Origin of the sequence: Bacteroides nordii (assembly GCF_019930665.1) — a bacterium.
GTDB classification, from domain to species: Bacteria; Bacteroidota; Bacteroidia; order Bacteroidales; family Bacteroidaceae; genus Bacteroides; species Bacteroides nordii.
In genome coordinates this window covers 3,200,256-3,225,376 of record NZ_CP082886.1, presented here as the reverse complement: position 1 = coordinate 3,225,376, position 25,121 = coordinate 3,200,256, and the positions used below count along the sequence as shown (strand labels likewise).

General features: G+C 39.8%; 14 protein-coding genes. 13 read left to right on the top strand and 1 reads right to left on the bottom strand.

All coding sequences use genetic code 11. From position 1 onward, the window contains the following. The first annotated feature begins 221 nt into the window (after positions 1 to 221). The 12 genes from K8P02_RS12865 (at position 222) to K8P02_RS12810 (ending at position 20,035) form a co-directional block, all read left to right on the top strand. Positions 222 to 3,731: a TonB-dependent receptor gene (locus tag K8P02_RS12865; protein ID WP_223381342.1), complete on the top strand. Its 3,510-nt coding sequence runs from the start codon at positions 222 to 224 to the stop codon at positions 3,729 to 3,731. Between the two features lie 19 nt (positions 3,732 to 3,750). Further along, positions 3,751 to 5,559 carry a RagB/SusD family nutrient uptake outer membrane protein gene (locus K8P02_RS12860; protein WP_044158531.1) on the top strand — a complete coding sequence of 603 codons (1,809 nt, stop codon included), beginning with the start codon at positions 3,751 to 3,753 and terminating at the stop codon, positions 5,557 to 5,559. Positions 5,560 to 5,632: 73 nt separating this feature from the next. Then, positions 5,633 to 6,937: a T9SS type A sorting domain-containing protein gene (locus tag K8P02_RS12855; RefSeq protein ID WP_007486111.1), complete on the top strand. Its 1,305-nt coding sequence runs from the start codon at positions 5,633 to 5,635 to the stop codon at positions 6,935 to 6,937. Between the two features lie 78 nt (positions 6,938 to 7,015). Further along, the gene (locus K8P02_RS12850; protein WP_025868022.1) at positions 7,016 to 8,101 is read left to right on the top strand and encodes an endonuclease/exonuclease/phosphatase family protein; all 1,086 of its coding nucleotides are present in this window, start codon (positions 7,016 to 7,018) and stop codon (positions 8,099 to 8,101) included. 136 nt (positions 8,102 to 8,237) lie between these two features. Continuing rightward, complete coding sequence (locus K8P02_RS12845) at positions 8,238 to 9,380, top strand: endonuclease/exonuclease/phosphatase family protein (RefSeq protein ID WP_002560931.1); 1,143 nt, start codon at positions 8,238 to 8,240, stop codon at positions 9,378 to 9,380. Positions 9,381 to 9,433: 53 nt separating this feature from the next. Then, on the top strand, positions 9,434 to 10,267 hold the full coding sequence (locus tag K8P02_RS12840) for an endonuclease/exonuclease/phosphatase family protein (RefSeq protein WP_025868023.1): 834 nt from the start codon (positions 9,434 to 9,436) through the stop codon (positions 10,265 to 10,267). Positions 10,268 to 10,363: 96 nt separating this feature from the next. Beyond that, positions 10,364 to 12,562, top strand: coding sequence for an alpha-N-acetylglucosaminidase (locus tag K8P02_RS12835; protein ID WP_025868024.1), 2,199 nt, complete (start codon positions 10,364 to 10,366; stop codon positions 12,560 to 12,562). A gap of 11 nt (positions 12,563 to 12,573) precedes the next feature. Further along, the gene (locus tag K8P02_RS12830) at positions 12,574 to 15,153 is read left to right on the top strand and encodes a glycoside hydrolase family 3 C-terminal domain-containing protein (RefSeq protein ID WP_394369060.1); all 2,580 of its coding nucleotides are present in this window, start codon (positions 12,574 to 12,576) and stop codon (positions 15,151 to 15,153) included. Between the two features lie 33 nt (positions 15,154 to 15,186). Next, positions 15,187 to 17,460 (top strand): family 20 glycosylhydrolase, encoded by a 2,274-nt coding sequence (locus K8P02_RS12825; protein ID WP_002560935.1) that lies wholly within the window; start codon positions 15,187 to 15,189, stop codon positions 17,458 to 17,460. Positions 17,461 to 17,606: 146 nt separating this feature from the next. Further along, complete coding sequence (locus tag K8P02_RS12820) at positions 17,607 to 18,620, top strand: threonine aldolase family protein (protein ID WP_025868026.1); 1,014 nt, start codon at positions 17,607 to 17,609, stop codon at positions 18,618 to 18,620. A 153-nt stretch (positions 18,621 to 18,773) separates the two neighbouring features. Beyond that, positions 18,774 to 19,181: a hypothetical protein gene (locus K8P02_RS12815; protein WP_002558726.1), complete on the top strand. Its 408-nt coding sequence runs from the start codon at positions 18,774 to 18,776 to the stop codon at positions 19,179 to 19,181. Next, positions 19,139 to 20,035 (top strand): IS3 family transposase, encoded by an 897-nt coding sequence (locus K8P02_RS12810; RefSeq protein WP_317197245.1) that lies wholly within the window; start codon positions 19,139 to 19,141, stop codon positions 20,033 to 20,035. The genes K8P02_RS12815 and K8P02_RS12810 overlap by 43 nt, the downstream gene beginning before the upstream one ends. 585 nt (positions 20,036 to 20,620) lie before the next feature. Here the strand turns inward: K8P02_RS12810 and K8P02_RS12805 are convergent. Further along, a complete protein-coding gene (locus K8P02_RS12805; RefSeq protein WP_002560938.1) occupies positions 20,621 to 23,116 on the bottom strand; it encodes a glycoside hydrolase family 9 protein in 2,496 nt (831 codons plus the stop codon). Positions 23,117 to 23,483: 367 nt separating this feature from the next. Between K8P02_RS12805 and K8P02_RS12800 the strand changes: the two genes are divergently transcribed. Then, positions 23,484 to 25,103, top strand: a complete 1,620-nt coding sequence (locus K8P02_RS12800; RefSeq protein ID WP_195350234.1) for a PAS domain-containing sensor histidine kinase — start codon at positions 23,484 to 23,486, stop codon at positions 25,101 to 25,103. The last annotated feature ends 18 nt before the right edge of the window (positions 25,104 to 25,121 follow it).

Genomic DNA, 25,121 nt, shown 5'->3' with positions numbered 1-25,121 from the left:
ACATGTTTTACATCGTTCCTCATCGGCCTTCGATCGGTTTCGTTAGGACTTCCGGTGGGTTTTATTCTATTAAAATATATTTAAAAAAAAGTCGGCTTTCAGACTACACAATTTCTTCCCGTATCTGTCTCTTATATAAACCGGAATACTTCGATCTATGTATACTATGTTTTGAGATTCCTGCTTTATTGTTTTTTCCGTATTAATCTTATTTAATCCTTATGATGAAAAAAAAATTAGGACTATTTACATTACTGCTGCTTTGCTGGTGTACCCTGATCCAGGCACAGAATGTATCGCTTAACCTAAAGAATGTAACGGTTAAGGAAGCGCTTGAAGCCGTAAGAAAACAGACCGGGAAGTCTTTTTTCTTTAATGTAAATGACGTCAATATGAATCAGCGTATCACGATGAATATCAAAGACGAATCTTTGGAAAAAGTTCTTGCACTTATTTTGGAAGGGCAACAGTTGAATTATGAAATAAAAGATAATCATATTATTCTTTCCAAATTACAAGCGAAGGCTCAAGTTGAGAAAGAACTTACTATAAGTGGAAGAGTGACGGATGCAACCGGTGAATTATTGATTGGCGTGAATGTAGCCGTGAATGGAGTAGGAATGGGAATTACCGACATCGATGGTAATTACCAGATGAAAGCGCCGGTAGGAAGTACGCTTACTTTTACCTATGTGGGCTATAAATCCCTTTCCGTAAAAGTGAAGGAGCGGACTACCATTAACGTAAGAATGGAAGAAGATAATAATGCATTGGACGAGGTAGTAGTGATTGGTTACGGTACGCAAAAGAAGGTAAACCTTACCGGAGCTGTAGGTTATACCGATTCAAAAGCGATAGAAAACCGTCCGGTAGCCAGTTTAGGACAAGCCATTCAAGGAGCTATTCCTAACTTGAATATATCCTTCGGATCAGGAAAACCGGGAGAGGTTACCAATATGAATATCCGTGGTTTTGCTTCGATCAACGGAGAGTCTAAACCACTGATTCTGATTGACGGAGTGGAAGGAAGCATTGATAATCTGAATCCGCGTGATGTTGAGTCAATCTCTGTATTAAAAGATGCTTCCTCGTCAGCCATTTATGGAGCCCGTGCACCGTTCGGAGTTGTTTTGGTAACTACGAAAAAAGGAAAAAGCGGTAAGATGCAAATCAGCTATAACGGTCGGTATAGCTTTTCTACCTCTACCACTAAGACTGATTTCATCACTACCGGTTATGATGCTGCCCGGTTGGTAGATGGATTTATGCGCTCTTATAATGGAAACTCGTATACCCGGTATACGGAAGATGATTATAAAGAGTTGGAAGCGCGTCGTTATGATAAAGTAGAGAATCCGGAACGTCCCTGGACAGTTGTACAGAATAGGAGTGGAAAAGATACCTATATGTATTATGCTAATTTTGACTGGTATAATTATCTGATCGATGCAAGTCGCCCGACTTGGGATAACAATGTTAGTATCTCAGGAGGAGATGATAAAATCAACTATTTAGTTAGTGGAAATTTCAATACGCAGAGAGGTATTTATGTGCAGAATTCCGATCGGTATAAAACTGGAAACCTCAGGGCAAGGCTAAATGCGGAAGTTACTTCCTTGTTCTCGCTTAGTTTCACTTCCAGCATGTTTTCTTCCAAATATTCAGCACCGGGATTAGGGCATGGAAACAACATACCGAATTATACTTTCCATGCAATGCCTTTCCTGATGCCATATAATCCGGACGGTACTCATGTGTTCCAAACTCCGGTGATAGGTGAACAGCCGTCAGACGGTGTACACATTATGACAGCAGACGGTTTCTCTAAATCAGTAGAAGATAAAAAGCAATATACCAATTCGGTAGGTGCTATTTTCAAAATATATAAGGGGCTTTCATTCCATGCCAATTATACTTTCAAACATAATATCGTAGATTACATGGAGCGTACGGCTATGTCTCAATTTTCACAGTATCCGGGTGAATTGGAAGAAGTTACGGGCTCTTTGTTTAAGAATAAGTTACGCCAGCTGGACGAACGTATTTATTACCATAGTACAGATGCTTATTTAAACTATGAGCAGAGCTTCCATGGACACAACGTGCGTGCTGTAGCCGGATTCAACTATGAACAGAACGCTTACAAACGGATTTATGGTACAAAATTGAATATACAGTCTAATACTCTGAATGACTTTAACCTGGGAGAAATAGGTAAAGATGTAACTTTAGAGGGTGGACAAACAGAGTGGGCTATATTAGGTTATTTCGGTCGTTTGGGATATGACTGGAAAGGTCGTTATCTGGCTGAATTTAATATGCGTTGGGATGCTTCATCCCGTTTTCCGAAAGATAAACGGTCCGGGATATTTCCTTCGTTCTCTGCCGGATGGCGTGTGAGTGATGAAAACTTTTTTGAACCCCTCAGAAATGTTGTTTCCAATCTGAAGATCAGAGGCTCTATCGGATCTCTTGGCAATCAAGCCATTGCAGTAAAAGAAAGCCAGAAGAATTTACCTGCCAATTGCTATCCGTATATACAGTCATTGAATATGGCTTCAATGGGAGGTTATTTGCTTGATGGAGAACTTCTTACTTATGCCAATGTAGGCGATCCTGTATCCGGTAACTTTACGTGGGAGACAATTGTTCATAAAAACGTTGGTATTGATCTGGGGCTTTTCAATGACCGGTTGACTTGTAGTGCGGATTTCTTTATTCGCGATACAAAAGATATGCTTGTTCCCGGGAAATTATTACCTGCTTTATACGGAAGGGATGCTCCGCGCGAGAACGCAGCTGATTTAAGGACAAAAGGGTTTGAGGTGACGATAGGTTGGAATGATAACTTCTATTTGTTGGGTAAACCTTTCAATTATAATCTTTCACTTAGTTTGGCCGATAGTCGTTCGCACATTACAAAATACGACAATCCCCTGAAAGAATTCAGTGCGCCTTATTACGAAGGAATGGAGATCGGAGAAATCTGGGGATACCATATTGAGGGCTTGTTTGCGACAGATGAAGAAGCGGCTGCTTATCAGGAAGCTGTAGATAATAGTTTTGTATGTAAGAATATTCTTGAAACTGCTTCTCAGGACTACAGAGGCTTGAGAGCTGGTGATATGAAGTTCGCCGATCTGGATGGGAGCGGTCGGATTGACGATGGTGAGAAAACTGCAAATAATCGCGGTGATATGCGCGTGATCGGTAATTCACGCCCCAGATACACATATAGTGGAAATGTCGGTTTCAATTGGTTGGGATTTGACTGTTCAGCTTTCTTTCAGGGAGTAGGTAAACAAAATCGTTATCCGGGTGGCAATGCTATGTTGTTCTGGGGTGGATATGCCCGTCCTTATAGCTCATTTACTCCGATAGATCTTCCGGATAAAATTTGGTCGGAAGATAATCCGGATGCTTATTTTCCCAAGATGCGTGGATATTCTGCACAAGGAGATCGTTCGTTGGCAAAGGTGAATGATCGTTATCTACAGAATTTGGCCTATTGCCGTTTGAAGAATTTCACATTCGGCTATACACTACCTAAGGAGTGGACCTCAAAAGTAAAGATGGATCGTGTAAGATTCTATTTCAGTGGTGACAACTTGCTTACGTGGACCAAACTGAAAAGCAAATATATTGATCCGGAACAATTCTCGGCAGATGCTGATGCACGGGTTTATCCTTATGCCAAAACATTCTCCTTCGGATTGGATGTAACTTTTTAATAAACTTTTAAGAATATAGATGGATATGAAGAAATATATATATGCCTTTTCGTTGCTTTTATGCACCAGCAGCTGTGCTGATATGTTGGATCGCTTCCCATTGGATTCTCTTTCTCCGGAAACTTATTATAACAATGAGCAGGAGTTGAAGACCGCCACAAATAATTTTTATGGGATGTTTCCGGGAGCTCCGTCCGGATATGGTGAGAAAGAAGATGTAGTATGTACTTTCAACCTCTCTTCGGAGGTGCTCGGAACCCGTACCGTACCTACCTCCGGTGGTGGATGGGATTGGGGATATCTGCGGAATATCAATTTTTATCTGGAACACTCTTCCCGTTGTACCAATCAGCAAGTACGGGAGCATTATGATGGAATAGCCCGTTTCTTTCGTGCTTATTTTTATTTTGAAAAAGTGAAACGCTTCGGTGATGTTCCTTGGTGTGACAAAGCACTTCTCTCTGGCGATGAACAATTGAAGAAACCGCGTGATCCAAGAGCTTTTGTCATGGATAAAGTACTGGAAGATATTGATTATGCCATTGCACATATCTCTGATAAAGTAGAACTGTATCGGGTTACTAAATGGACGGCTATGGCTTTAAAGTCGAGAATATGTCTGTTTGAAGGTACTTTCCGCAAATACCATGGGATCGACGGCTCTGAAAAATTCCTGGATCTGTGTATTGAGGTATCTGATGATTTTATTAAAACAAGCCCTTATTCCATATATAAAGATGGAGAAAAACCTTATCGCGACTTGTTCTCTTCGATGAATGCCATAGCGCAGGAAGTGATTCTGGCGAGAGATTATGACAAAGAGAAGGGTGTTATGCATGAAGCCAATTACAATACAATGGCGCCTACCTATGGCCGTCCCGGTATGAATAAGAAGGTAGTGAACAGTTATCTGATGACTGATGGCAGCCGCTTTACCGATAAGGCAAATTACGAAACGATGGAATATTATGATGAAATGCAGAATCGTGATCCGCGCTTGACACAAACAGTTGTAAGCCCGGGGTATACGCGCATTAATAGTGATATTGTAGAGTCTCCGAATTTTAACTCTTCTGTTACCGGATATCAGATTATAAAATGGGTGACCGATGCTTCGGGTGACGGTTATTTAGGATCGTCCAACGATTACATTCTGTTCCGTTTGAGTGAAGTGTATTTGAACTTTGCTGAGGCTAAAGCCGAGCGGGGTACACTGACACAAAGTGATTTGAACAATTCTATCAAACACATCCGGGATCGTGTAGGGATGCCTAATATAGATATGGCGGCAGCCAATGCCAATCCTGATCCTTACTTGAGTGCGAAGGAAACCGGATATGTCAATGTATCCGGTGCCAATAAAGGAGTTATTCTTGAAATTCGTCGTGAACGCACCATCGAACTGATACTTGAGGGCTTCCGCTATTATGATATTATGCGTTGGAAAGAGGGCAAAACTTTTGAACAGCCTTTTAAAGGAATGTATTTCTCGAGACTCAACGAAGGAGAAGGCGAAAACAAGTTTGGAGTATTCGATATGAATGATGGAACGCTTCGCGATAATGCCAAGGTAGATATCTGTATTTATACAGGCAAAAGGCCGTCAGGAGCATTAGTGAAAAACATTCGTAAATTCTATAAACTTGGTGATGAGTTTAAATTGACTGACGGAACATCCGGAAACATCATTTGCCATGACATCGAAGATGAACCTCGTACATGGCGTGAGGATCGGGATTATTTCTATCCTATACCGGTTCAGGACCGGGTACTGACTAATGGAAATATTACGCAGAATCCGAATTGGATTGATGGATTGGATTTTTAAGAATTAAATAGGAGCCGTTTAATGGCGGCTCCTGTTTAACTAAATAATTGTTTAACTATTAATGAATAAACTTATGAAAAGTATTACTTTAATTGGAAAGAAAGTATTGTCAACCGTATTACTTTCTTTATGTGTAACAACAGGTTTTGGACAACATATTTTCAATGTTGATCCTGTACAGGCTGCAGAAATAGCAGCATTTATGAAACAGCCTTCAGCTGTAGAAGGAAAATGCAATGCAGAGGTTTTGGGAATTGTAACCACTGCTTCTGAATTTAGCTGGGATGATATTAATACATGGAAAAATGCGGATGGAAAGGTTTGGGCTGACGGAGCGACAGCAGATTATGCTCCTACTGTATTTGGTTTTGGATTCAAAAAAAATGCTCCTTACAATGGTGGAGCATCCTGGATTTGCTTAATTACTAATAAGGATGACGACAAATGGAATCCTGCTATTCCGGGAGTTGCTGATTTGAAAGGTAATTTTATACTTAGTAATTGTAATGCAACTACAGTAAAAATAGCCAATTCACAAATTAATACTATAAAAATATGTATGAATAACCCTACTGAGGATTGTTATATAAGTACAAAACGTAATTCGAATCTCGAACAGTTAGATATCAGCGGCTCTACCGGTAAGTTACGCCAGATTGAGGCGTACAAGAATAAATTTCGGGACGAAACTTCTCTTGTAGCCGATAATTTAGGAGAAAAAGTACTAATTGACTGGCTATTCAATATAGAGAACAATCTCTATACCTTTTCTACATTGCCTAAACATCCGGTAACCGGTGCTATCATAAAAACAGGTTATAAAGATCAATGGTTGGCTGCCGGAGGACTTCCTATCGGTGAGTATAATGAAAAAGAAAAGATATATGAAATTAAAATTGGAGATGATATAGATTTGTCACAAGAGTATGATATTGATGGAAAGATGACTGTCTATACCTGGAAGAATGAGGATGGGGAAACGATAGTACCGTCATCGGCTACGGCGGACGGATGGTTCTGTTTTGAAACAGATGATTTTGCAGGTAAAACTTTCCGTTGCGAATTGAGAAATGAATCATATCCACTCCTGGCATTAAATACAGTTTGGGTGAAGGTGGTTAAAGAATATAGTGGTACAGGTATTCGGAATGTGGATCAGGAAGTAGTTAAAGTAGGACCTAATCCAGCAGAAAATACATTGAATATTTATACTTCCGGTGTAAAAGCTGTTCGTATTTATTCTTTGACAGGTCTGTGTGTTAAGAATGTTTCTGATGTAACGAACGCAATTGATATTTCTGAACTTGCAGCAGGTTTGTATACTGTTAAGGTACTTACTTCGAACGGAGAAAAAGTTGCTAAGATAATAAAAAAATAAGAATATTGATTATGTGAAATATGGAAGATATATCAATTAGGTTATAATTGATATATCTTCTAAAATAAAGAAACGATTATGAAAAAATATCTACTTCTTTTAGTTGGAGCCTTATGCTTTTGTTTAAACATTGTTGCTCAGACTTATCCTAAAAAGGCTAATGTAATACGATTGCTTACTTATAATTCGCATTATTGTAAAGGAGGTACTGATCCAGGAAATATCAATAGTTATAATACACAACGGTTTGCTCTTGTGATTAAAACGCTTGATGCAGATATCGTTTCTTTACAGGAATTAGACAGTGCGGCTAATAGTCGTGGAAAACGTTATTTATTAAATGAAATAGCACAAGCTACAGGGCTTGATTATACTCCGGTTTACGGCAAAGCGGCTAGTTACGATGGAGGTAGTATAGGATGTGGTACATTGGTAAAAAAGGATTTGACTATAACTAAAGTGAAAAAAATTCCTTTGCCGGGTGATGAGCCTAGAGTAGTGGTCAGAACGGATTTTGAAGATTTTGTCTTTATGAGCACTCATTTCGATTTGAATGATAATAAACGTATTCAGGGAGCGGGGATTATCAGTACTGAATTAGATTACATTCGTAAACCGGTTTTTCTGGCCGGTGACCTGAATGATTCACATCGTTGGGGAAATGGTGGAATTGCATTTCCTACTTTAATGAATTGTTTTGAAATAGCGAGTGATACGGAGGGTAATTCGATTCCGGGCAGGACAGATAATAGTGCACTTATCGATTATGTCCTTTTTCGGGATTATAACAACTCCGGAATAAAAGTGGTTGATACGCATATTGTAAGGAGTTTAACAATAAACGGATCAAATGTGGATCTAAAAGATGTTTCTGATCATTATCCGGTTTTTGTAGATGTAGAATTACCGGGTGCAACCGGAATAACAGACCAAGTGAAGAAAAATGTTCAATTGTACTATGATTCAGAACATGAGTCTATAACAATTTTGTCTTCAGAAGATATTGATAACGTAGAAATATATCAAATCACCGGACAAAAAATAAAAGAGGTATATGGTGAAAACACTGATAGAGTAAGTTTATCTGGTTTGAACAAAGGAATTTATTTGGTAAAGATTATAATTGGCAATAAATATATTGTAGAAAAAATAATGAAGAATTAACGGTAGAGCGGAGCTTATATTAGGAATAAAACTACTTTGGAGTTGTATTTTAATGATATGACTTCGATGGATACTGTAACTCTGCTTGTAGCAATCACTTAGTGATGTATAAGTTTGGTAAATAATTTATAGAAATATGATAACTCTGGATGTGATGGTTAAAAAAGTGATATCAACATTAGTATTCGTTCTGTCTGTTATTACGTTGTCTGCTCAGACATATTCCAAAGAGCCGGGAGTCATACGTATGATGACTTATAATGTAGCTTATTGTAGAGGGTTTGACGGATATCAGGATGGAAGTAAAACCGATAAGCAGAATACGGAACGGATTGGGAAGATAATCAAGGCACTTGATCCGGATGTTGTTGCTTTACAGGAATTGGATAGTGGCAATATAAATAAACGTTTCTTACTGGAAGAGATTCAAAAGGCTTCTGGCATAGACTACGAGGTTATTTATGGAATGAGTGATTTGGCTGACGTGGGAAATTATGGATTGGGTATTTTAATAAAAAAGAAATATCCAGTGTTGCAGGTCCGTAAATATAAGTTGCCGGGAACAGTGTACGGTTCCAATCCTCCGATTAAGAATAAGGATCGTTTAATGCTTCGCATTATGACCGACCGTTTTTATTTCATGTGTACACATTTGGATTTGAATGATGAGCAGAGAATCATTAGTGCCGGTATTATCAATAATGAATTGGAATATATGCGTAAACCTTCTTTTTTAGCTGGAGACTTGAATGATTCTCATCGATGGAATGGGGGAGCTTTTACAAATTACTTTAATGATACATGGGATTTATTTAGTACAACAGAATATACAATCAGCAATCCGAATAATAAAAATACTATAGATTATATTTTGTATCATGCTTACAACGGAGAAAGTCAGTATTCGGTCGTATCAACCCATGCGGTGAGAGGTATGCTGCAAATCCCCAATGAACCAACTCAGATACTGGTAGAGTATGCATCGGACCATGTACCTGTTATTCTTGATATCAGAGACAATAAATCAGTAGGAATAAGTGACTTGGAAGAAGATTCATTTTTTATTATCCAAAAAGAAAATAGTTTGTATGTTGACAAGTGTATGGAAGGCGATTTCTCTTATAAAATATATTCTATTTCAGGTGGCTGTATCAATATTGGAAGCGTGAATGAGAATCGTCAACTTATACCTATTGGGCAGTTACAAAAGGGAACTTACTTTTTGACTTTACATGCAACAGGTGGACACATGGTTTATAATCAAAAGTTTATAAAGTAGTAACACGAATGCTTCAGTCCGTTTGATTTATTGTGACTTAAATATTTAATATTATGCTAAAGATAGTTGTTTCATTTTTTATGTCGGTCCTTTTTATGGTGACTTTATCTGCACAAACATTTCCAAAGGAAAAGAAGGCAATAAGGATATTAACTTACAATACTCATTATTGTAAAGGAGCTACAGATCCGGGTGAGTTGACCAAGGATAATATTGAGAATCTTGGTAAAGTGATAAAGGCTTTGGATGCGGATGTGGTTGCTTTGCAAGAGTTGGATAGTGCTGCTGTAGGTAGAGGGGCGCGTTATCTGTTGAAAGAAATTGCTGATGCAGCTGGTAGCGGATATGTACCTTATTATGGCAGTGCGGCTCCGTTTGACGGAGGTAGTATAGGCTGTGGAGTATTGATAAAGAATACACTGCCCGTTAAGGGGATACAGGTCATTCATTTACCTGGTGATGAAACCCGGGCAGCGGTAGCAGTGGAATTGAAAAATTTTATATTTATAGGTACACACTCAGACCTGAATGACGAAAAGCGTAGGGAAGGAGCTCAAATAGTTTGCGATTGGATCGGGAAAAAAAGTAAACCGGTATTTCTTGCCGGTGACTTGAATGATTCTCATCGCTGGCCCAATGGTGGTGTTGCATTCCCGGCGTGGATAAAGTACTTTGATATTATTAGTGATACTACAGGAAATTCTATCCCGGGACGAACAGACTCCGGAGCTCTAATTGATTATGTCCTGTTGCTGAAAAACAGAAAAGCTTCAAAAATAAAAGTTCTCTGGACACACATTTTACGTACTGTTTCGGTGGATGGTAAGAGTGTGGATACAGCTACTGTGTCCGATCATTATCCCGTTTTTGTAGATGTGAAGTTCTAAAAATAATAGTTGTCCGATAGCAGGTCTCTCCCCCTTACGAGTAAAAATATCTCGTAGAGACACTTGCATGATCTTAATTAATTAAAATATATGCTGATGCGAAGAATCCTCTTACTCTTTTTTACATCCATGGTAATGTATGGATGTTCAATGTCTACTGAATCTGATCAACCTGTTAGTGAATTAGCAGAACGGTTATTGCCGGACAATAATTCTTCTTCCTTCGTCTTCGAGAAGCTTTCTTCGGATTCCGACTTCTTTGAACTGGAGCAGGCTGCAGATGATAGAATTATCATCAGGGGGAATAATGGTGTATCTATAGCGCGGGGATTGAATCATTATTTGAGGAATTATTGCCACAAATCGGTTTCGTGGTGTGGCAATAACTTATCAGAGTTACCCGTGCCCTTGCCACCGGTTAGAGAAAAAGTGAGAGTTACGGCTTCTTTTCCCTATCGTTATTATCTGAATTACTGTACATACAGTTATTCCATGGCTTTTTGGGATTGGGAACAATGGGAGAAAGAGATAGACAGAATGGCACTTCAAGGTATCAATATGCCGCTGATGGCTGTGTATAGTCAGTATGCGGTATGGCAGAATACGTTGCGGAGATTAAACTTCAGTGAAGATGACATACGCAAGTTTTTGCCGGGAGCAGGTTATGAAGCCTGGTGGTTAATGGGAAATCTTGAAGGTTTTGGTGGTCCGGTAACTCCGGAATTTATAGCACGGCAGACCGATTTGCAGCAGAAGATGTTGAAGCGAATGAGGGAGTTGGGAATGAAGCCCGTGTTTCAGGGATTCTATGGTATGGTTCCGAATACATTGAAAGAAAAATTTCCTGATGCCCGCATTAAAGATCAGGGGATATGGGGTACTTACCAACGGCCTGCATTTCTGGATCCTACCGATCCGCTTTTTGATAAACTTGCTGCTATCTATTATGAAGAGCAAAAGAATCTATTCGGTGAAGCACAGTTTTTTGGTGGAGACCCTTTTCATGAGGGAGGAACCTCTGAGGGAATTAATGTGAAACTTGCTGCGCAAAAGATATTACAGGCTATGCGAAAAGTAAATCCGCAGGCTGTGTGGGTATTACAGGGATGGCAACACAATCCGGTAAAAGAGTTAATGGAGGGGGTGAAGCCCGGTGAAACCATTATTCTGGATTTGATGGCTTGCGAACGCCCGCAATGGGGGGGAGTTAAAACTTCCATGTTCTACAAGCCGGAAGGACATTGGAATCATCAATGGATATGGTGCGCTCTGCCCAATTTCGGAGGAAAAACAGGATTGCATGGTAAGATGAGTAGTTATGCGTCAGGACCAGTCTTTGCCAAACACCATCCGATGGGGAAAAACATAAGTGGTATTGGCACGGCTCCCGAAGGAATAGGGACCATCCCGGTTGTCTATGATATGGTGTATGATATGGCCTGGCGAACGGACAGCATTCATATTCCTCAATGGCTTGACAATTACACCTATTATCGGTATGGGACAGAGGATAACAATTGTAACAAGGCCTGGAAATTATTATCCGAAACAATCTACGAATGTCATAATGAGTTGGGAGGTCCTGTAGAGTCTTATATCTGTGCCCGTCCTTCTGATACCATTCAGCATGTATCTACCTGGGGAAATGCCGTGATGTTTTATGATCCGATGAAGGTGGTAAAAGCGTGGGATCTTCTTTATCAATCGCGTAAGAGATTTAATCATTCGGATACGTATGAATACGATTTAACGGATGTCACTCGTCAGGTTTTGTCCGATTATGCCAAATATCTACATGAAAGAATGGTGCTGGCATTTCAGAAAAAAGACAAAGAACGTTTTATGGAATATAGTGGCAAGTTCCTGAATATTATAAAGGATGAAGACCGGTTGCTATCTACGCGTAAGGAGTTTATGTTGGGTACGTGGCTGGCAGAAGCAGAAAAGGCAGGGGGGACACCGGAAGAGAAGAGACGCTTTGTTACCAATGCCAAGAGGCTGATTACGACCTGGACGGATACTGATTCGGATTTGCACGACTATGCTAACAAAGAATGGAGTGGTTTATTGATCGATTTTTATCTTCCTCGCTGGGAGGCTTATGTGACATACAAAACCAGTTTGCTATATGGAAAGAAACTGCCGTATCCGGATTATTCCAAAATGGAACAGGAATGGGTACTTACTAATTCAACTTATCTTTCGCGGGTGAATCCTGAAGGAACCATAGCCGTTGTTGAAGATCTATATAAACGTTACCATACCGAAATAGAACAAAATTGTCAGAAAAATTGAAAAACAAGTATATGATGATAAAAATGAGTATATCCCGGTTGTTATTTTGCAGTAGTTTATTCCTGTCGGGAATATCTGTGTTTGCTCAGGAACTTCCTTATAAGCAACCCAACCTGCCCATAGAGGAGAGAGTGAATGATCTTTTAAGTCGTATGACTCTGGAAGAGAAGGTTGCACAGATCAGACATATCCATTCCTGGAATATATTCAATGGACAAACATTGGATACAGAGAAACTGAAAGCCTTTTCTAAAGGAATGAGTTGGGGATTTGTAGAGGGTTTTCCGCTTACAGGTGCAAATTGCCGGAAAAATATGCAATTAGTACAGAAGTTTATGGTAGAGAATACCCGGCTTGGTATACCTGTATTTACAGTTGCGGAGTCGTTGCATGGTTCTGTACATGAAGGTTCTGTCATCTATCCTCAGAATGTGGCTCTTGGTAGTACGTTCTCTCCGGAACTGGCTTATCGTAAAGCTGCAATGATAACGAAAGATCTGCATGCCCAGGGGATGCATCAGGTACTGGCTCCTTGCATTGACGTAGTACGCGATTTACGCTGGGGGCGTGTGGAGGAATCTTTTGGAGAGGACCCGATTCTTTGTGGTCTGTTTGGAATTGCAGAAGTAAAGGGATATATGGATAATGGCATTTCGCCAATGCTGAAACATTACGGACCACACGGCAACCCTCTTAGTGGTTTGAATTTGGCTTCTGTAGAATGCGGGCTCCGTGATTTACACGAGGTATATCTTAAACCTTTTGAAATGGTGATTCGGAATACATCTGTCCTGGCGGTAATGTCTACCTATAATTCATGGAACCGTATTCCTAATTCTGCTTCTCATTATTTATTAACTGAGGTACTTCGTAATCAGTTTGGATTTAAGGGATATGTATATTCTGATTGGGGAGCGATTGAAATGTTGAAAACATTGCATTATACGGCTCATAATTCGGAAGAAGCAGCCATGCAGGCCTTTACTGCCGGACTTGACGTAGAAGCTTCCAGTAACTGCTATCCGCTATTGGCTGATCTTATTAAAGAAGGTAAACTGGATGAAGAGATTCTGAATGAATCTGTCCGCCGGGTATTGTATGTGAAGTTTAAAATGGGGCTTTTTGAAGATCCTTATGGTGAACGATACGCTCATTGCAAAATGCATCCGCAGGAAGGAGTGCAGCTTTCAAAAGAGATATCAGACGAATCTGTAGTATTACTGAAAAATGAAAACGGGCTCTTGCCACTAAATGCCGAAAAGTTAAGATCGGTAGCAGTAATCGGACCTAATGCCGACCAGGTGCAATTCGGTGATTATACATGGAGCCGTAATAATAAAGACGGAATGACTCCATTGGCTGGAATCAGACAGCTGTTGGGGGACAAAGTAACGGTGCGTTATGAAAAAGGGTGTAGTCTGGTCTCTTTGGACACCAGTGGGATAAAGAAGGCAGTTGAGGTAGCCCGGCAAAGTGAAGTAGCTATTGTTTTTTGTGGTAGCGCCAGTGCCGCTTTGGCTCGTGATTATAAAAGCTCCACTTGCGGAGAGGGATTTGACTTGAATGACTTGAACCTAACCGGCGCACAGAGCCAGTTGATAAAAGAGGTGTATGAAACCGGAACACCTGTAGTGTTGGTCTTAGTAACCGGTAAACCTTTTACTATTTCCTGGGAAAAGAAACATATACCGGCCATTTTGACACAATGGTATGCAGGAGAACAAGCCGGAAATTCGATTGCTGATATCCTTTTTGGCAAAATTTCTCCTTCGGGCAGGCTTACTTTTTCTTTCCCCCAGAGTACGGGACATTTGCCTGTTTATTATGACTATCTTCCTTCTGACAAAGGTTTTTATAAAAATCCCGGAAGTTATGAAACTCCGGGGAGAGATTATGTTTTCTCCAGTCCCGATCCTTTGTGGGCATTTGGGCATGGGCTTACTTATACATCCTTTGTATACAAGTCTATGGAAACGGATAAGGAACACTATGATCCAACTGACACGATATATGTAAAAGTGGATATAAAAAATACTGGGAAAAGAAGTGGTAAGGAAGTGGTTCAATTGTATGTGCGTGACAAAGTGAGTACGGTGGTCACTCCTGTTAAGCAGCTTCGTGATTTTGAAAAGGTATTGGTTGAGGCTGGAAGTACCCGGACTGTCCGGTTGAAAGTTGCCGTGAAAGATTTGTATATTGTTGATGCCGGAAACAGGAGGATAGTTGAACCCGGTGAGTTCGAATTGCAGGTAGGAACTGCTTCTGACAACATCCTTCAAAGCAAGACGGTGATAGTAGGTGATTTTGAACGTTCGGCTTCTGCTGAAGGTATGAAAGTAGCTAAAAGTAGCAAGAATATTTCTATTCATGGTGAAGTGCGTGATGTACAGGCTACTCTGATTGCTGGTGTGAATATCTATGCCGGGAGTTCAGGAAAACTATTGGGGCAGAGTGATGATAAAGGGCAGTATCGGATTGATGCGGGAAACCATGAGATTTTGGTTTTTAGGAAAAAAGGATACCAATCTTTGGAAGTTCCTGTAGACAATTTAGGAATTATCAATGTCCGTATCAATTATGGAGAAAATTAAATGAATTGTTATTATCAATAAAACTTAGAATATATGCGAATTAAATCTTTTTATCTGATACTCTTTGTCTTGGTGGCATTATTCTCCTGTGAGAACAAAAATGAAGTGAAATCTTACAATGAAGGGCTTCATATTGTGCCCGAGCCTAAAATGATAGAGCAACAAACCGGTGAATTTACATTAACATCTCAAACTGCTTTTGTTACTGATAATGATAGTCTAAAAACGGTTGCCGGCTATTTTGCGGAAAAGATACAACACTCTACCGGACATCGTCCTGATATTGTGAAAGAAGCAAAAGATAACTGTATCCGATTGACTCTGAATCCAGCTTTAAGTATGAAGGACGAGGGATATAAGCTCATTGTTACTTCCCGTGAAATCTCTGTTCAGGCAAAGTCTGCACACGGTATCTTCTATGCTATGCAGACAGTAATGCAACTTCTGCCTGCAGAGATTGAAAGTGAAGAACCGGTGAAAGATGTTGCATGGACACTTCCTTGTGTTGTAATAGAGGATGAACCGGCTTATCCTTATCGGGGAATGATGCTTGATGTTAGTCGGCACTTTCATGATGTGGATTTTGTGAAAAAACAATTGGACGTGATGGCAATGTTTAAGATAAATCGTTTCCATTGGCACCTTACGAATGATCATTTGTGGACGATTGAAATAAAGAAATATCCGAAACTGACTGAAATAGGTTCTATCCGTCACAATGCCGATGGTACCATTCATCAAGGTTACTATACACAGGAACAAATAAGAGAGGTAGTGGCTTATGCTGCCGAACGGTTTATTACTGTTATCCCGGAAGTAGAGTTACCGGGGCATGCCTTGGCTGCTTTGACTGCTTATCCGGAGTTGTCTTGTACCGGAGGTCCTTTTCAGCTTAGAAACAAATGGGGAGTAGAGGAAAATGTGTATTGTGCGGGCAATGAGCAGACTTTTAAGTTTCTTGAAGATGTATTGGAAGAGGTGATCCCATTGTTTCCGGGAAAATACTTCCATATCGGAGGAGATGAATGTCCGAAAAAGAAATGGAATGCTTGTCCGAAATGTCAGAAACGCATACGGGATGAGAAGTTGAAAGATGCACATGGACTGCAAAGTTATTTTGTACATCGTATTGAGAAAGTACTTCTTGAACACGGAAAGAGTATGATAGGCTGGGACGAGATACTTGAAGGAGGTTTGGCTCCTACGGCTACAGTGATGTCATGGCGTGGAGAAGAGGGGGGAATAGAAGCCGCCTCTATGGGACATGATGTCATCATGACTCCTGCCAAATGGTTGTATCTTGATTTTGGGCAGGGTAATATTGAGGTAGAACCTATTGCGATTAATTTTACAACACTACTGAGCAAAACATATAACTATAATCCTGCTTCGGAGAAAATACCGACAGATTTACGTTCCCATGTTCTGGGTGCCCAGGGTAATATGTGGACGGAATATGCCACTACTCCGGATTATACCGAATACCTGCTTTATCCCAGAATACTGGCAGTAGCCGAACTGACCTGGACTCCTTTGGAGAAGAAGGATTATGCCTCCTTTGAACGCAGGTTAAATAACCAGTTGGTACGTCTGGATGAACATCACATCAATTATCATATTCCACTGCCGGAAGGTCCGATGGCAGATCGTGTTGCTATTGTCGGAACAGATACACTGAGCTTTTCGAACAGTCGTAATCTGCCAATGGTCTATACGCTGGATGGAAGTGAACCAACGATACACTCGACAGTTTACAATGACCCTATTATTGTCAGTGATAATCAAGTGATACGTATTGCTACTTTTTTGCCTTCGGGCAAGATGAGCAGAACCCGGGTGATTGAAGTGGTGAAAGAAAATTTACTTCCGGCATACAAAGATGATACGAAACCCGGCATACAGTTGGCGCATGCCGATGGAGATTTTTATTATGTAAAGGATACAGAAAATGCTGTATGGAAAGAGTCTAAGGCAGTAACGGATTTCGAATTAAAACCGGTTTTGGAAGATAAAGGGGCATTTTGTTATTCTGGATATTTTGAGGTTCCCTGTGATGGAGTCTATTATTTGTCAACCGAAATGGATGAACTTCAGGTAGACGGGAAAGTTGTATTGAGCAATGATGGTAAGCTGATACGTCATTCTCATAGCCGGACTTCCCTTGCTTTGCAGCAAGGAAAACATGCATTCCGTCTGTTGTTTATTAATAATAATATCGGAGGGTATCTCCGTGTGTGGAACAATAAAGGTTTTATTATAGGACAAAAAGGTGAAGAGTTGAAATTACCGGTTTCATTTACACATTGAGTGTGAGTTGTTTTTAGGATAATAAAGGAGAGCTACTTTTTTCAATCGGGATAAAAGTAGCTCTTTCTTTATAAATCTTTATTTAGAGGCATCCTTTTTCTGAGAATAATTTTATTCCTTTGCAGAAAATTTTATTCAAAAAGACTATGAGAAGTTTTGCCTCTGATAATAATTCCGGTGTGCATCCTGCTGTGATGGAAGCATTGATGCAGGCTAACCGGAATCATGCACTGGGTTATGGTGATGATCCATGGACAGAAGAAGCGGTCCGGAAAATTAAAGAAACCTTTACTGCCGATTGTGAACCTCTGTTTGTATTCAATGGTACGGGAAGTAATGTGGTTGCTTTGCAACTGATGACAAAGTCTTACCATTCAATTCTTTGTGCTGAAACAGCCCATATATATGTGGATGAATGTGGTGCTCCGGTAAAGATGACCGGTTGTCAGATTCGCCCGGTAGCTACACCGGATGGCAAACTTAGCCCTGAACTTATTCTTCCTTATCTTCACGGTTTTGGAGATCAGCACCACTCACAGCCAGGTGCTGTTTATCTCTCTCAGTGTACCGAACTGGGTACTGTTTACACACCTGAAGAATTAAAAGCTATTACCTCACTGGCACATCAGTATGGAATGCGCGTTCATATGGATGGTGCACGTATTGCAAATGCTTGTGCTGCCCTCAATCTCTCTCTGAAAGCATTGACGGTAGATTGTGGCATTGATGTTCTTAGTTTCGGTGGAACCAAAAACGGTTTGATGATGGGAGAGTGTGTCGTTATCTTTGATGATACATTAAAAGCAGAAGCAAGATTTGTACGGAAACAGTCGGCACAATTAGCTTCAAAAATGCGTTATCTCTCTTGCCAGTTTACCGCTTATCTGACGAATGAACTTTGGCTGAAGAACGCTTCTCATGCCAATGCCATGGCTCGTAGACTTTATGAAGCTTTGAAAGATTTTCCGGGTGTTTGTTTTACTCAAAAGATGCAGAGCAATCAATTGTTTTTGACGATGCCTCGTCCGGTAATAGACAAGATGCTTCAATCCTATTTCTTCTATTTTTGGAATGAAGAGAATAATGAAATTCGCCTTGTCACCTCATTTGATACAACAGAAGAGGATATTGACCAATTTATTCATCTGCTAAATATCTGATAATAACTTATTTTTGAGCGAGGGAGAATAAAACAGGTTCGTCTGACAAATAGCCGGTTTGTTAATATTGTTAATGTGTTTTTTTAACCCTTTGGGCTTGCTTTGACTTAATACAGTTTTACTTTACACCGTTTTAACATTATAAAAATTCATATGGCAAGTAAAGTATCTCCTCGTTGTAGGTATAGTTTAGATTTTAAACTTAAAGTATTAAGTGATTATTATCGTTCTGGTTTGACCAAATATTTCATCGAGCAGCGAGATGGTTTGGTTCATGGGAGTATTTACAGATGGGAAAAAGCCTTGATATTGTCTGCAAAAGACTTATCTTTGTCCCAGGATTTATTATCTCAAATAGAAACGATGCGCAAAGCGAAAGAAAAAAAGTCCCAAGTAACCTCTTCCTTATCTAAGGAAGAAGAGTTGCAGGCGGAGTTACTTCGTCTTCGTAAAGCTTTGGAATACTCCGAACTTCGCAATGAGGCTCTGTCTGAAGTCTTAAAAATCGGTCGTGAAGAATACGGCATCGATTTATTAAAAAAAGCTGGCGCCAAGCAGTAAATACCCTTCGGCACAGGCATCCAAAGATTTCCATCGGAAGCCTGTGCTCACTGTTTGGTAAGAGTAGAGAAGGGCATTATTCAGTAAGTACGCAAGTACTTTCAGACCGTATTCTCACGGAGGTCAAAGTCGCCCAACTTGTACGCGAAATCAGGTCATCAGCATCCGGTATTGGTGCCTATAAGTTATTTCTGATCCTAAAGGAAGTATATGAGGGGAAGTTGATGGGGCGGGACAGTTTTTATAACCTGCTCCGTCGCAAAGGTCTCATGCTTTCTCCTTTGAAAAGGCGTCATACTACCAACTCCAACCATAACTATCGGAAGTATAAAAACCTGATAAAAGACTATAAGCCAAAGACTTTAAATCGTTTATGGGTGGCAGATATTACTTATATTGAAACAGATGCCGGTGTTTGCTATCTCCACTTGCTTACAGATGCCTTTACTCATGAAATAGTGGGTTGGATCCTATCCGGTAGTCTCGTTGCAGATAACACTTTAGAAGCACTTAATCAAGCTATTGCTATGTTTCCTGATACCGATTTCAGTAAATTGATTCATCATTCTGACAGAGGATCACAGTATTGTTGTAACAGATATGTTGAGAGATTGAAAGAAATGCAAATCTCTATCAGCATGACGGAAGATAGTAACCCTACTGACAATGCGATAGCCGAGCGGGTTAATGGTATTATTAAACAGGAGTGGCTATACCGTCAGAAACGTCCAAAAGACATTGTTGAAGCTAGAAGTAAGATAACGGAAATCATTGACTTCTACAATAATGTGCGACCACATATGAGCAATAACATGAAAACGCCCAAAGCTATGAGAGCAAGTGTAGCCGCTTAACGCTCTTTGGAGGCTTCGCGCCTCCAGCCGCTAAGGCGAACCGCCGCGGTGTTTTTCATAATATGATTTGCAGGATAGTCAATAAATAGCTAATTTAGAAGCTGGAAAAATACACTGTTTATGGGATGTATTGATTTATGATCGGAAAGACGAGCAGGTAAGATAATCAATAAGGTATTCCTGAAGGTGTAAAGTGAAACAGTAAAACAATCAAGAAACTGTGAAGGAAAACAGTAGATATTAACCAAAATGTGTAAAGTGAATACAGGCATAGTCACTTCATAAGTGTACACTTTAGCATAGTAAGAATGTACAATATAGTATGACAAAAGTGTACAATTAACACTCGGATAAGTGTACACTCTTGCCTGTCTTTAAACAGGAGGTTTATATTCGTTAAAAATCAATAGATTACATCAGAATAAACGTTTATATTCTCTCTTACATTTCTGTTTGAAAAAATCCGGTGATTACTTTTTTGATAACTACATATTTATCGGATAAACTATAAAACAAAGGTTCGGGCCTTCACAGGTACGAACCTTTTTCATGATAACCTAATAAACTAACCTTTTGTACCTTTATTTATATTCCTGTTGCTGTACGTAGGGGAACAAATCTATAGCCTTTTTTCTTGAGAGCTTTTATCATTGTTTCTAAATAATTATTGTAGAATTTGTCTGTTCGCAAGTCGGATGTTCCAAGGTGTATTAGCAGTAAATGTCCATTTAGACCTTCTTCTTTTTCTAACTGCATGATTCTTTCATAAATCATTTTACTGCTTTTGTAGTTTTTCATATCCGGAGTAGTATAGTCTGCATTGCTGCCACTCCCCGGAGTGAAATTGATAAGTTGTATACCCATGGCTTTTGCCCATGCTGCTATCTTTTTATTATAGTATTCATAGGGAGGAATGTAGAGTGGGGCATCTTTGTACTTAATTCCTGCTTCGCTGAGTGTTTCATAACTTTTCAGCATATCTTTTTCAAACTCCTCACGTGTGACGAGGAGTGAATCCCGATTCTCCCAGGGGCTATATAGTAAATGTCCATAACTATGACTGCCGATGTAATGTCCTTCTGCTTTTAGTTTTTGTACTACTTGCGGGTAAAGTTCAAAAAACTCACCGGTGAAAAAGAAAGCTCCTTGTATTTTCTGTTTATTCAATATACGAATGATGGCATCAGCTCCATCTGCCTTATTGGCTGCTGTAAAAATAAGTGTGAGTTGCTTTTGAGAAGGGTCAGTACGTATAATACCTCCTTCGCTATAGATGTTTTTATCATTGTCGGATTGGGCTTGTCTCATTCCTTCTTTTTGAAGGGCAGACAAATAATAGGTCAGGCTGGCAGTTCCATCCATTGTCGGTTCGTTGGTAGAATAGTCGTGTGTGCTGTCATGGTATACCATTGTGCCAGGTTGGAAGCGTTGATAAGTTTCTCCGGTGGAAATGTTTACTCCTCTCAAACTGTTGAATATGTTGGTATAAACAGGACCGTCAACAAGTCCGCCAGTCGCGTTTCCTGTGTTGTTAGTAAAGTAGGAAGAGTGAGGTTCTGAAGGATAATCCCCATATAAAGGGAGTTCTACAATCATGCTGCTTCCCCAGGGGTTACAACCAAATAGCCAGTCGCGCAGAGAGGCTTCCATCTCTTCGTATGTAGAATCTCCGGTAACTTCTCTATACAATCTGCATTGAGTTAACATGGCTGTGGTAAGATTATTGGAACACCAGATAGCAGGGATGCCGTATAGGAATGGATTTTGCCGGGCTTTTTCATAAGTACGTTGAAGTCCGATACGGATATTGCGGATGAATTCTTCATTCAACCGTGTATTGTTTTCAGTTTTTGCCAACCAGTAATGCCCCATGTTCATAAATGGATACCATTGATAATGTCTGGCGCTGTCTGCTCCCATCCAGGGAGTTACCGGTTCACGTCGTCCATATTCTATAGCTTGTTGCAGGTATCTATTGTTTTGGGTTGATTTATATAATTCAATAGCTGCCAACTCCATATCGTCTGTCCAGTTATCTTCTTCGTAGATATAGGGCGAACGGACAGAGGCAGTCTGGCAGACTCCTGGCTTTTTTATGCCTTCTTCATAGGCGGCATCGGCTTTCTTTTCAATCTCTTGAGCAAATTCCGGATAAAAGTCTTTTAAAATTCGGGCACCTAATGCAAAGCAAGAAGCAAATTTCCCGGCAGTGCTGGCTATGCCTGTTGTTGCATTCGTAAATTCACCGCGCACCTGTTTTTCACCACTACAGAAATAAACCGGTCTTCCTTTTCCGGGGCCATAGCCATAGTCTACCTTGTCATGATTGGGCAATCGCATACTGGCGTGGTCGCGATCATCGGCAATTTGGTTGTACATTTCTCCGGTAGTCGGATTCATTCTGTTTAGCCAGTCGAGTCCCCATTTTATTTCGTCTACAATATCAGGAATTCCATTCGCCTTTCGGTGTCCGTTCGCATCGTAATAATCACTAAATGCTTCCGGATTTTGTTGGTAAGCAAACATCATTTGATAAATGGCATTGGCTGAAGTAGTAGTGTATTGAAGATAATCAGCTGCATCATGCCAACCTCCGCGTACATCAATTTTTGTTCCGTCTTTGGTGGGATGGCAGATGATATATCCGTCATCCATATGGCAACTATCTTTTAGGTATGGATTATAACCACAACGTTGCTGGCGCATATAGTTAAGTAAAAAATCGGCTGTTCCATTGTATACCTGATTATTTATCGGGAAATAAGGAGACCGGGTATTACCGGCTTTTAGATAATAGGTACCGGGATGATTAAAATCACTGAAATCTATTCGAAATGTGCTTTTCATACTCCCAAGTGTACCTGTTGGCTGGATGGATGTAAATGTAGATACCGTTTTTCCAGTGAAGAGATCGATAAGTGAACACTCTTTTACACTGGCATCTTCTTCACTTAGGAATACTGCTACTTTCTTTGATTCAGGCAGATAGCCAAGCTGATTGATCCGAATCCATTCGTCTGCCCGTACGGTAATGGCACAGAGAGTGAATACAACAATAGATATCCAATGTTTTAGCTGCATATTGGGGGAATATTTGCTTAAGGTTAAAGATGCGTTAAGTTGTATAATGCAAATAAAGCAGATTAATTTAACTTTAGAGACAAATTCTTTGATTTATTAATAACTATTTAGTGTTGTTGATCTATTTTTAATATTAAACGTGCGCTGGTTTTTGATGTAATATATGAACATAAATGTAGTAAAGGTATCAATGAGATATATTAAAGAAAACTATTATCTTTATAATAATAAGGGATTTGGTCCTTTGTCTGATCGTTGATTTAAAGAATATAAATTTTTAAGATGTCCGGAAAAGAAGAGATTAAATATTAGTGGTTTTCTAAACTTATTTATATATTTACCCTCTTAAATATCAAGGTGCAAACTTATGGCAAACAATCTACTATTAATCCCTGACAATGGGCCTATGAACAGTTACTTATGGCTTTTTATTTTATTGATTATATTATTTATAATCATATTTTATTTATTGTATCGACTTCACCATTTAAAAAAAATTGTTGCGAGAAACAGGGATTATCGTCATTTTCTGTCTGATATATTAGATAATCTTCCTTTTCCTATCATGGTAAAAGATATTCAGAATGAATTTCGTTATGCTTATTGGAATAAAGAATCGGAGGTGCAATCGGGGATAAAACGTGAGAAAGCGATAGGGCACAATGATTATGATATTTATGGAGAGGAGAGAGGGCGACATTATCGGAACATTGATGAAGAGTTAGTCAGAATAGGCAAACCTTATCGGTCTGAAGAGCGGTATTCAACTACAGATGGTGTAATACACGATACAATTGTAATGAAATCGATTCTTTCTTGGGAAGCATTAGGCAAATGGTTGTTGGTAGCTCGTTGGGACGTTAGTCAGTTGAAAAAATATGAAAGAGAGATTACGGCAGCTAAAGAAGAGTTAGAAGAAGCAATTAAAAAGCAGAGCCTTGCATTAAAGAGTATCGACTTTGGGCTGATCTATATTGATAAAACTTATAGAGTGCAGTGGGAGGAGACAACGCACATCAAGAGTCTGGTATCCGGCCGGCATTATACTCCGGGATTAATTTGTTATCAAACCAGTGCCCTGAGAGATAAACCCTGTGAACATTGTGCATTTAAGGAGGCTATAGAACAGGGGGTAATTGTTCGTCATACCATTCGCATCGATAAGGTTGATTTTGAAGTGACGGCTACTCCCGTATATGCTACGGGTGGAAAAGAGGTGATAGGCGGACTATTGCGTTTTGAAGATATTACAGAAAAGCTGAAAATAGAACAAGACTTGCGGGAGGCGAAAAATAAAGCAGAGGAATCTAATAGGCTAAAATCTGCTTTTCTGGCTAATATGAGTCATGAAATACGTACTCCTCTTAATGCGATTGTGGGGTTCTCTGATATGATTTGCCAGATAGATGATCCGGTAGAGAAACAGGAGTATATGAAGATTATTATTGCAAACAACGAACTGTTATTGCAACTTATTGATGATATTCTGGATCTATCGAAAATTGAAGCAGGTACAATGGATTTCTCCTATTCCGTTACTGATGTCAATGAACTAATGAGCAATATATGCCATCAGATGGAGCAGAAAGACCACTCTCCGGAAGTGCAGATCTCTTTTATAGAGAAAGCACCTACTTGTGTGATTAATACAGACAGGGTACGTTTGTCTCAGGTGATGATTAATTTAATGAGTAATGCAATGAAGTTCACTGAGCGGGGTAGTATTTCTATTGGATACCGCATAAGTGAAGCAAAGGATAAAATATATTTCTTTTGTAAAGATACCGGTATGGGCATTGCTGCAGATAAACTGGAGCTGGTCTTTGAGCGTTTTGTGAAACTGAATGCTTTTGTGAAAGGAACCGGATTAGGGCTGGCAATTTGTCGGGTCATTGTAGAACGTTTAGGAGGGGCTATTGGCGTTGATTCTAAAGAAGGAGAGGGAGCTTGTTTCTGGTTTCGTATTCCGGTTATTTTTGTTTCATAAAGAGTAGAGTCTGAAGAT

What these genes read in the sequence shown, in the direction of transcription:
- K8P02_RS12865 (WP_223381342.1), top strand. Translation starts at nt 222, where the DNA reads ATGATGAAAAAAAAATTAGGACTATTTACATTACTGCTGCTTTGCTGG.
- K8P02_RS12860 (WP_044158531.1), top strand. Translation starts at nt 3,751, where the DNA reads ATGGATATGAAGAAATATATATATGCCTTTTCGTTGCTTTTATGCACC.
- K8P02_RS12855 (WP_007486111.1), top strand. Translation starts at nt 5,633, where the DNA reads ATGAAAAGTATTACTTTAATTGGAAAGAAAGTATTGTCAACCGTATTA.
- K8P02_RS12850 (WP_025868022.1), top strand. Translation starts at nt 7,016, where the DNA reads ATGAAAAAATATCTACTTCTTTTAGTTGGAGCCTTATGCTTTTGTTTA.
- K8P02_RS12845 (WP_002560931.1), top strand. Translation starts at nt 8,238, where the DNA reads ATGATAACTCTGGATGTGATGGTTAAAAAAGTGATATCAACATTAGTA.
- K8P02_RS12840 (WP_025868023.1), top strand. Translation starts at nt 9,434, where the DNA reads ATGCTAAAGATAGTTGTTTCATTTTTTATGTCGGTCCTTTTTATGGTG.
- K8P02_RS12835 (WP_025868024.1), top strand. Translation starts at nt 10,364, where the DNA reads ATGCGAAGAATCCTCTTACTCTTTTTTACATCCATGGTAATGTATGGA.
- K8P02_RS12830 (WP_394369060.1), top strand. Translation starts at nt 12,574, where the DNA reads ATGATGATAAAAATGAGTATATCCCGGTTGTTATTTTGCAGTAGTTTA.
- K8P02_RS12825 (WP_002560935.1), top strand. Translation starts at nt 15,187, where the DNA reads ATGCGAATTAAATCTTTTTATCTGATACTCTTTGTCTTGGTGGCATTA.
- K8P02_RS12820 (WP_025868026.1), top strand. Translation starts at nt 17,607, where the DNA reads ATGAGAAGTTTTGCCTCTGATAATAATTCCGGTGTGCATCCTGCTGTG.
- K8P02_RS12815 (WP_002558726.1), top strand. Translation starts at nt 18,774, where the DNA reads ATGGCAAGTAAAGTATCTCCTCGTTGTAGGTATAGTTTAGATTTTAAA.
- K8P02_RS12805 (WP_002560938.1), bottom strand. Translation starts at nt 23,116, where the DNA reads ATGCAGCTAAAACATTGGATATCTATTGTTGTATTCACTCTCTGTGCC.
- K8P02_RS12800 (WP_195350234.1), top strand. Translation starts at nt 23,484, where the DNA reads ATGGCAAACAATCTACTATTAATCCCTGACAATGGGCCTATGAACAGT.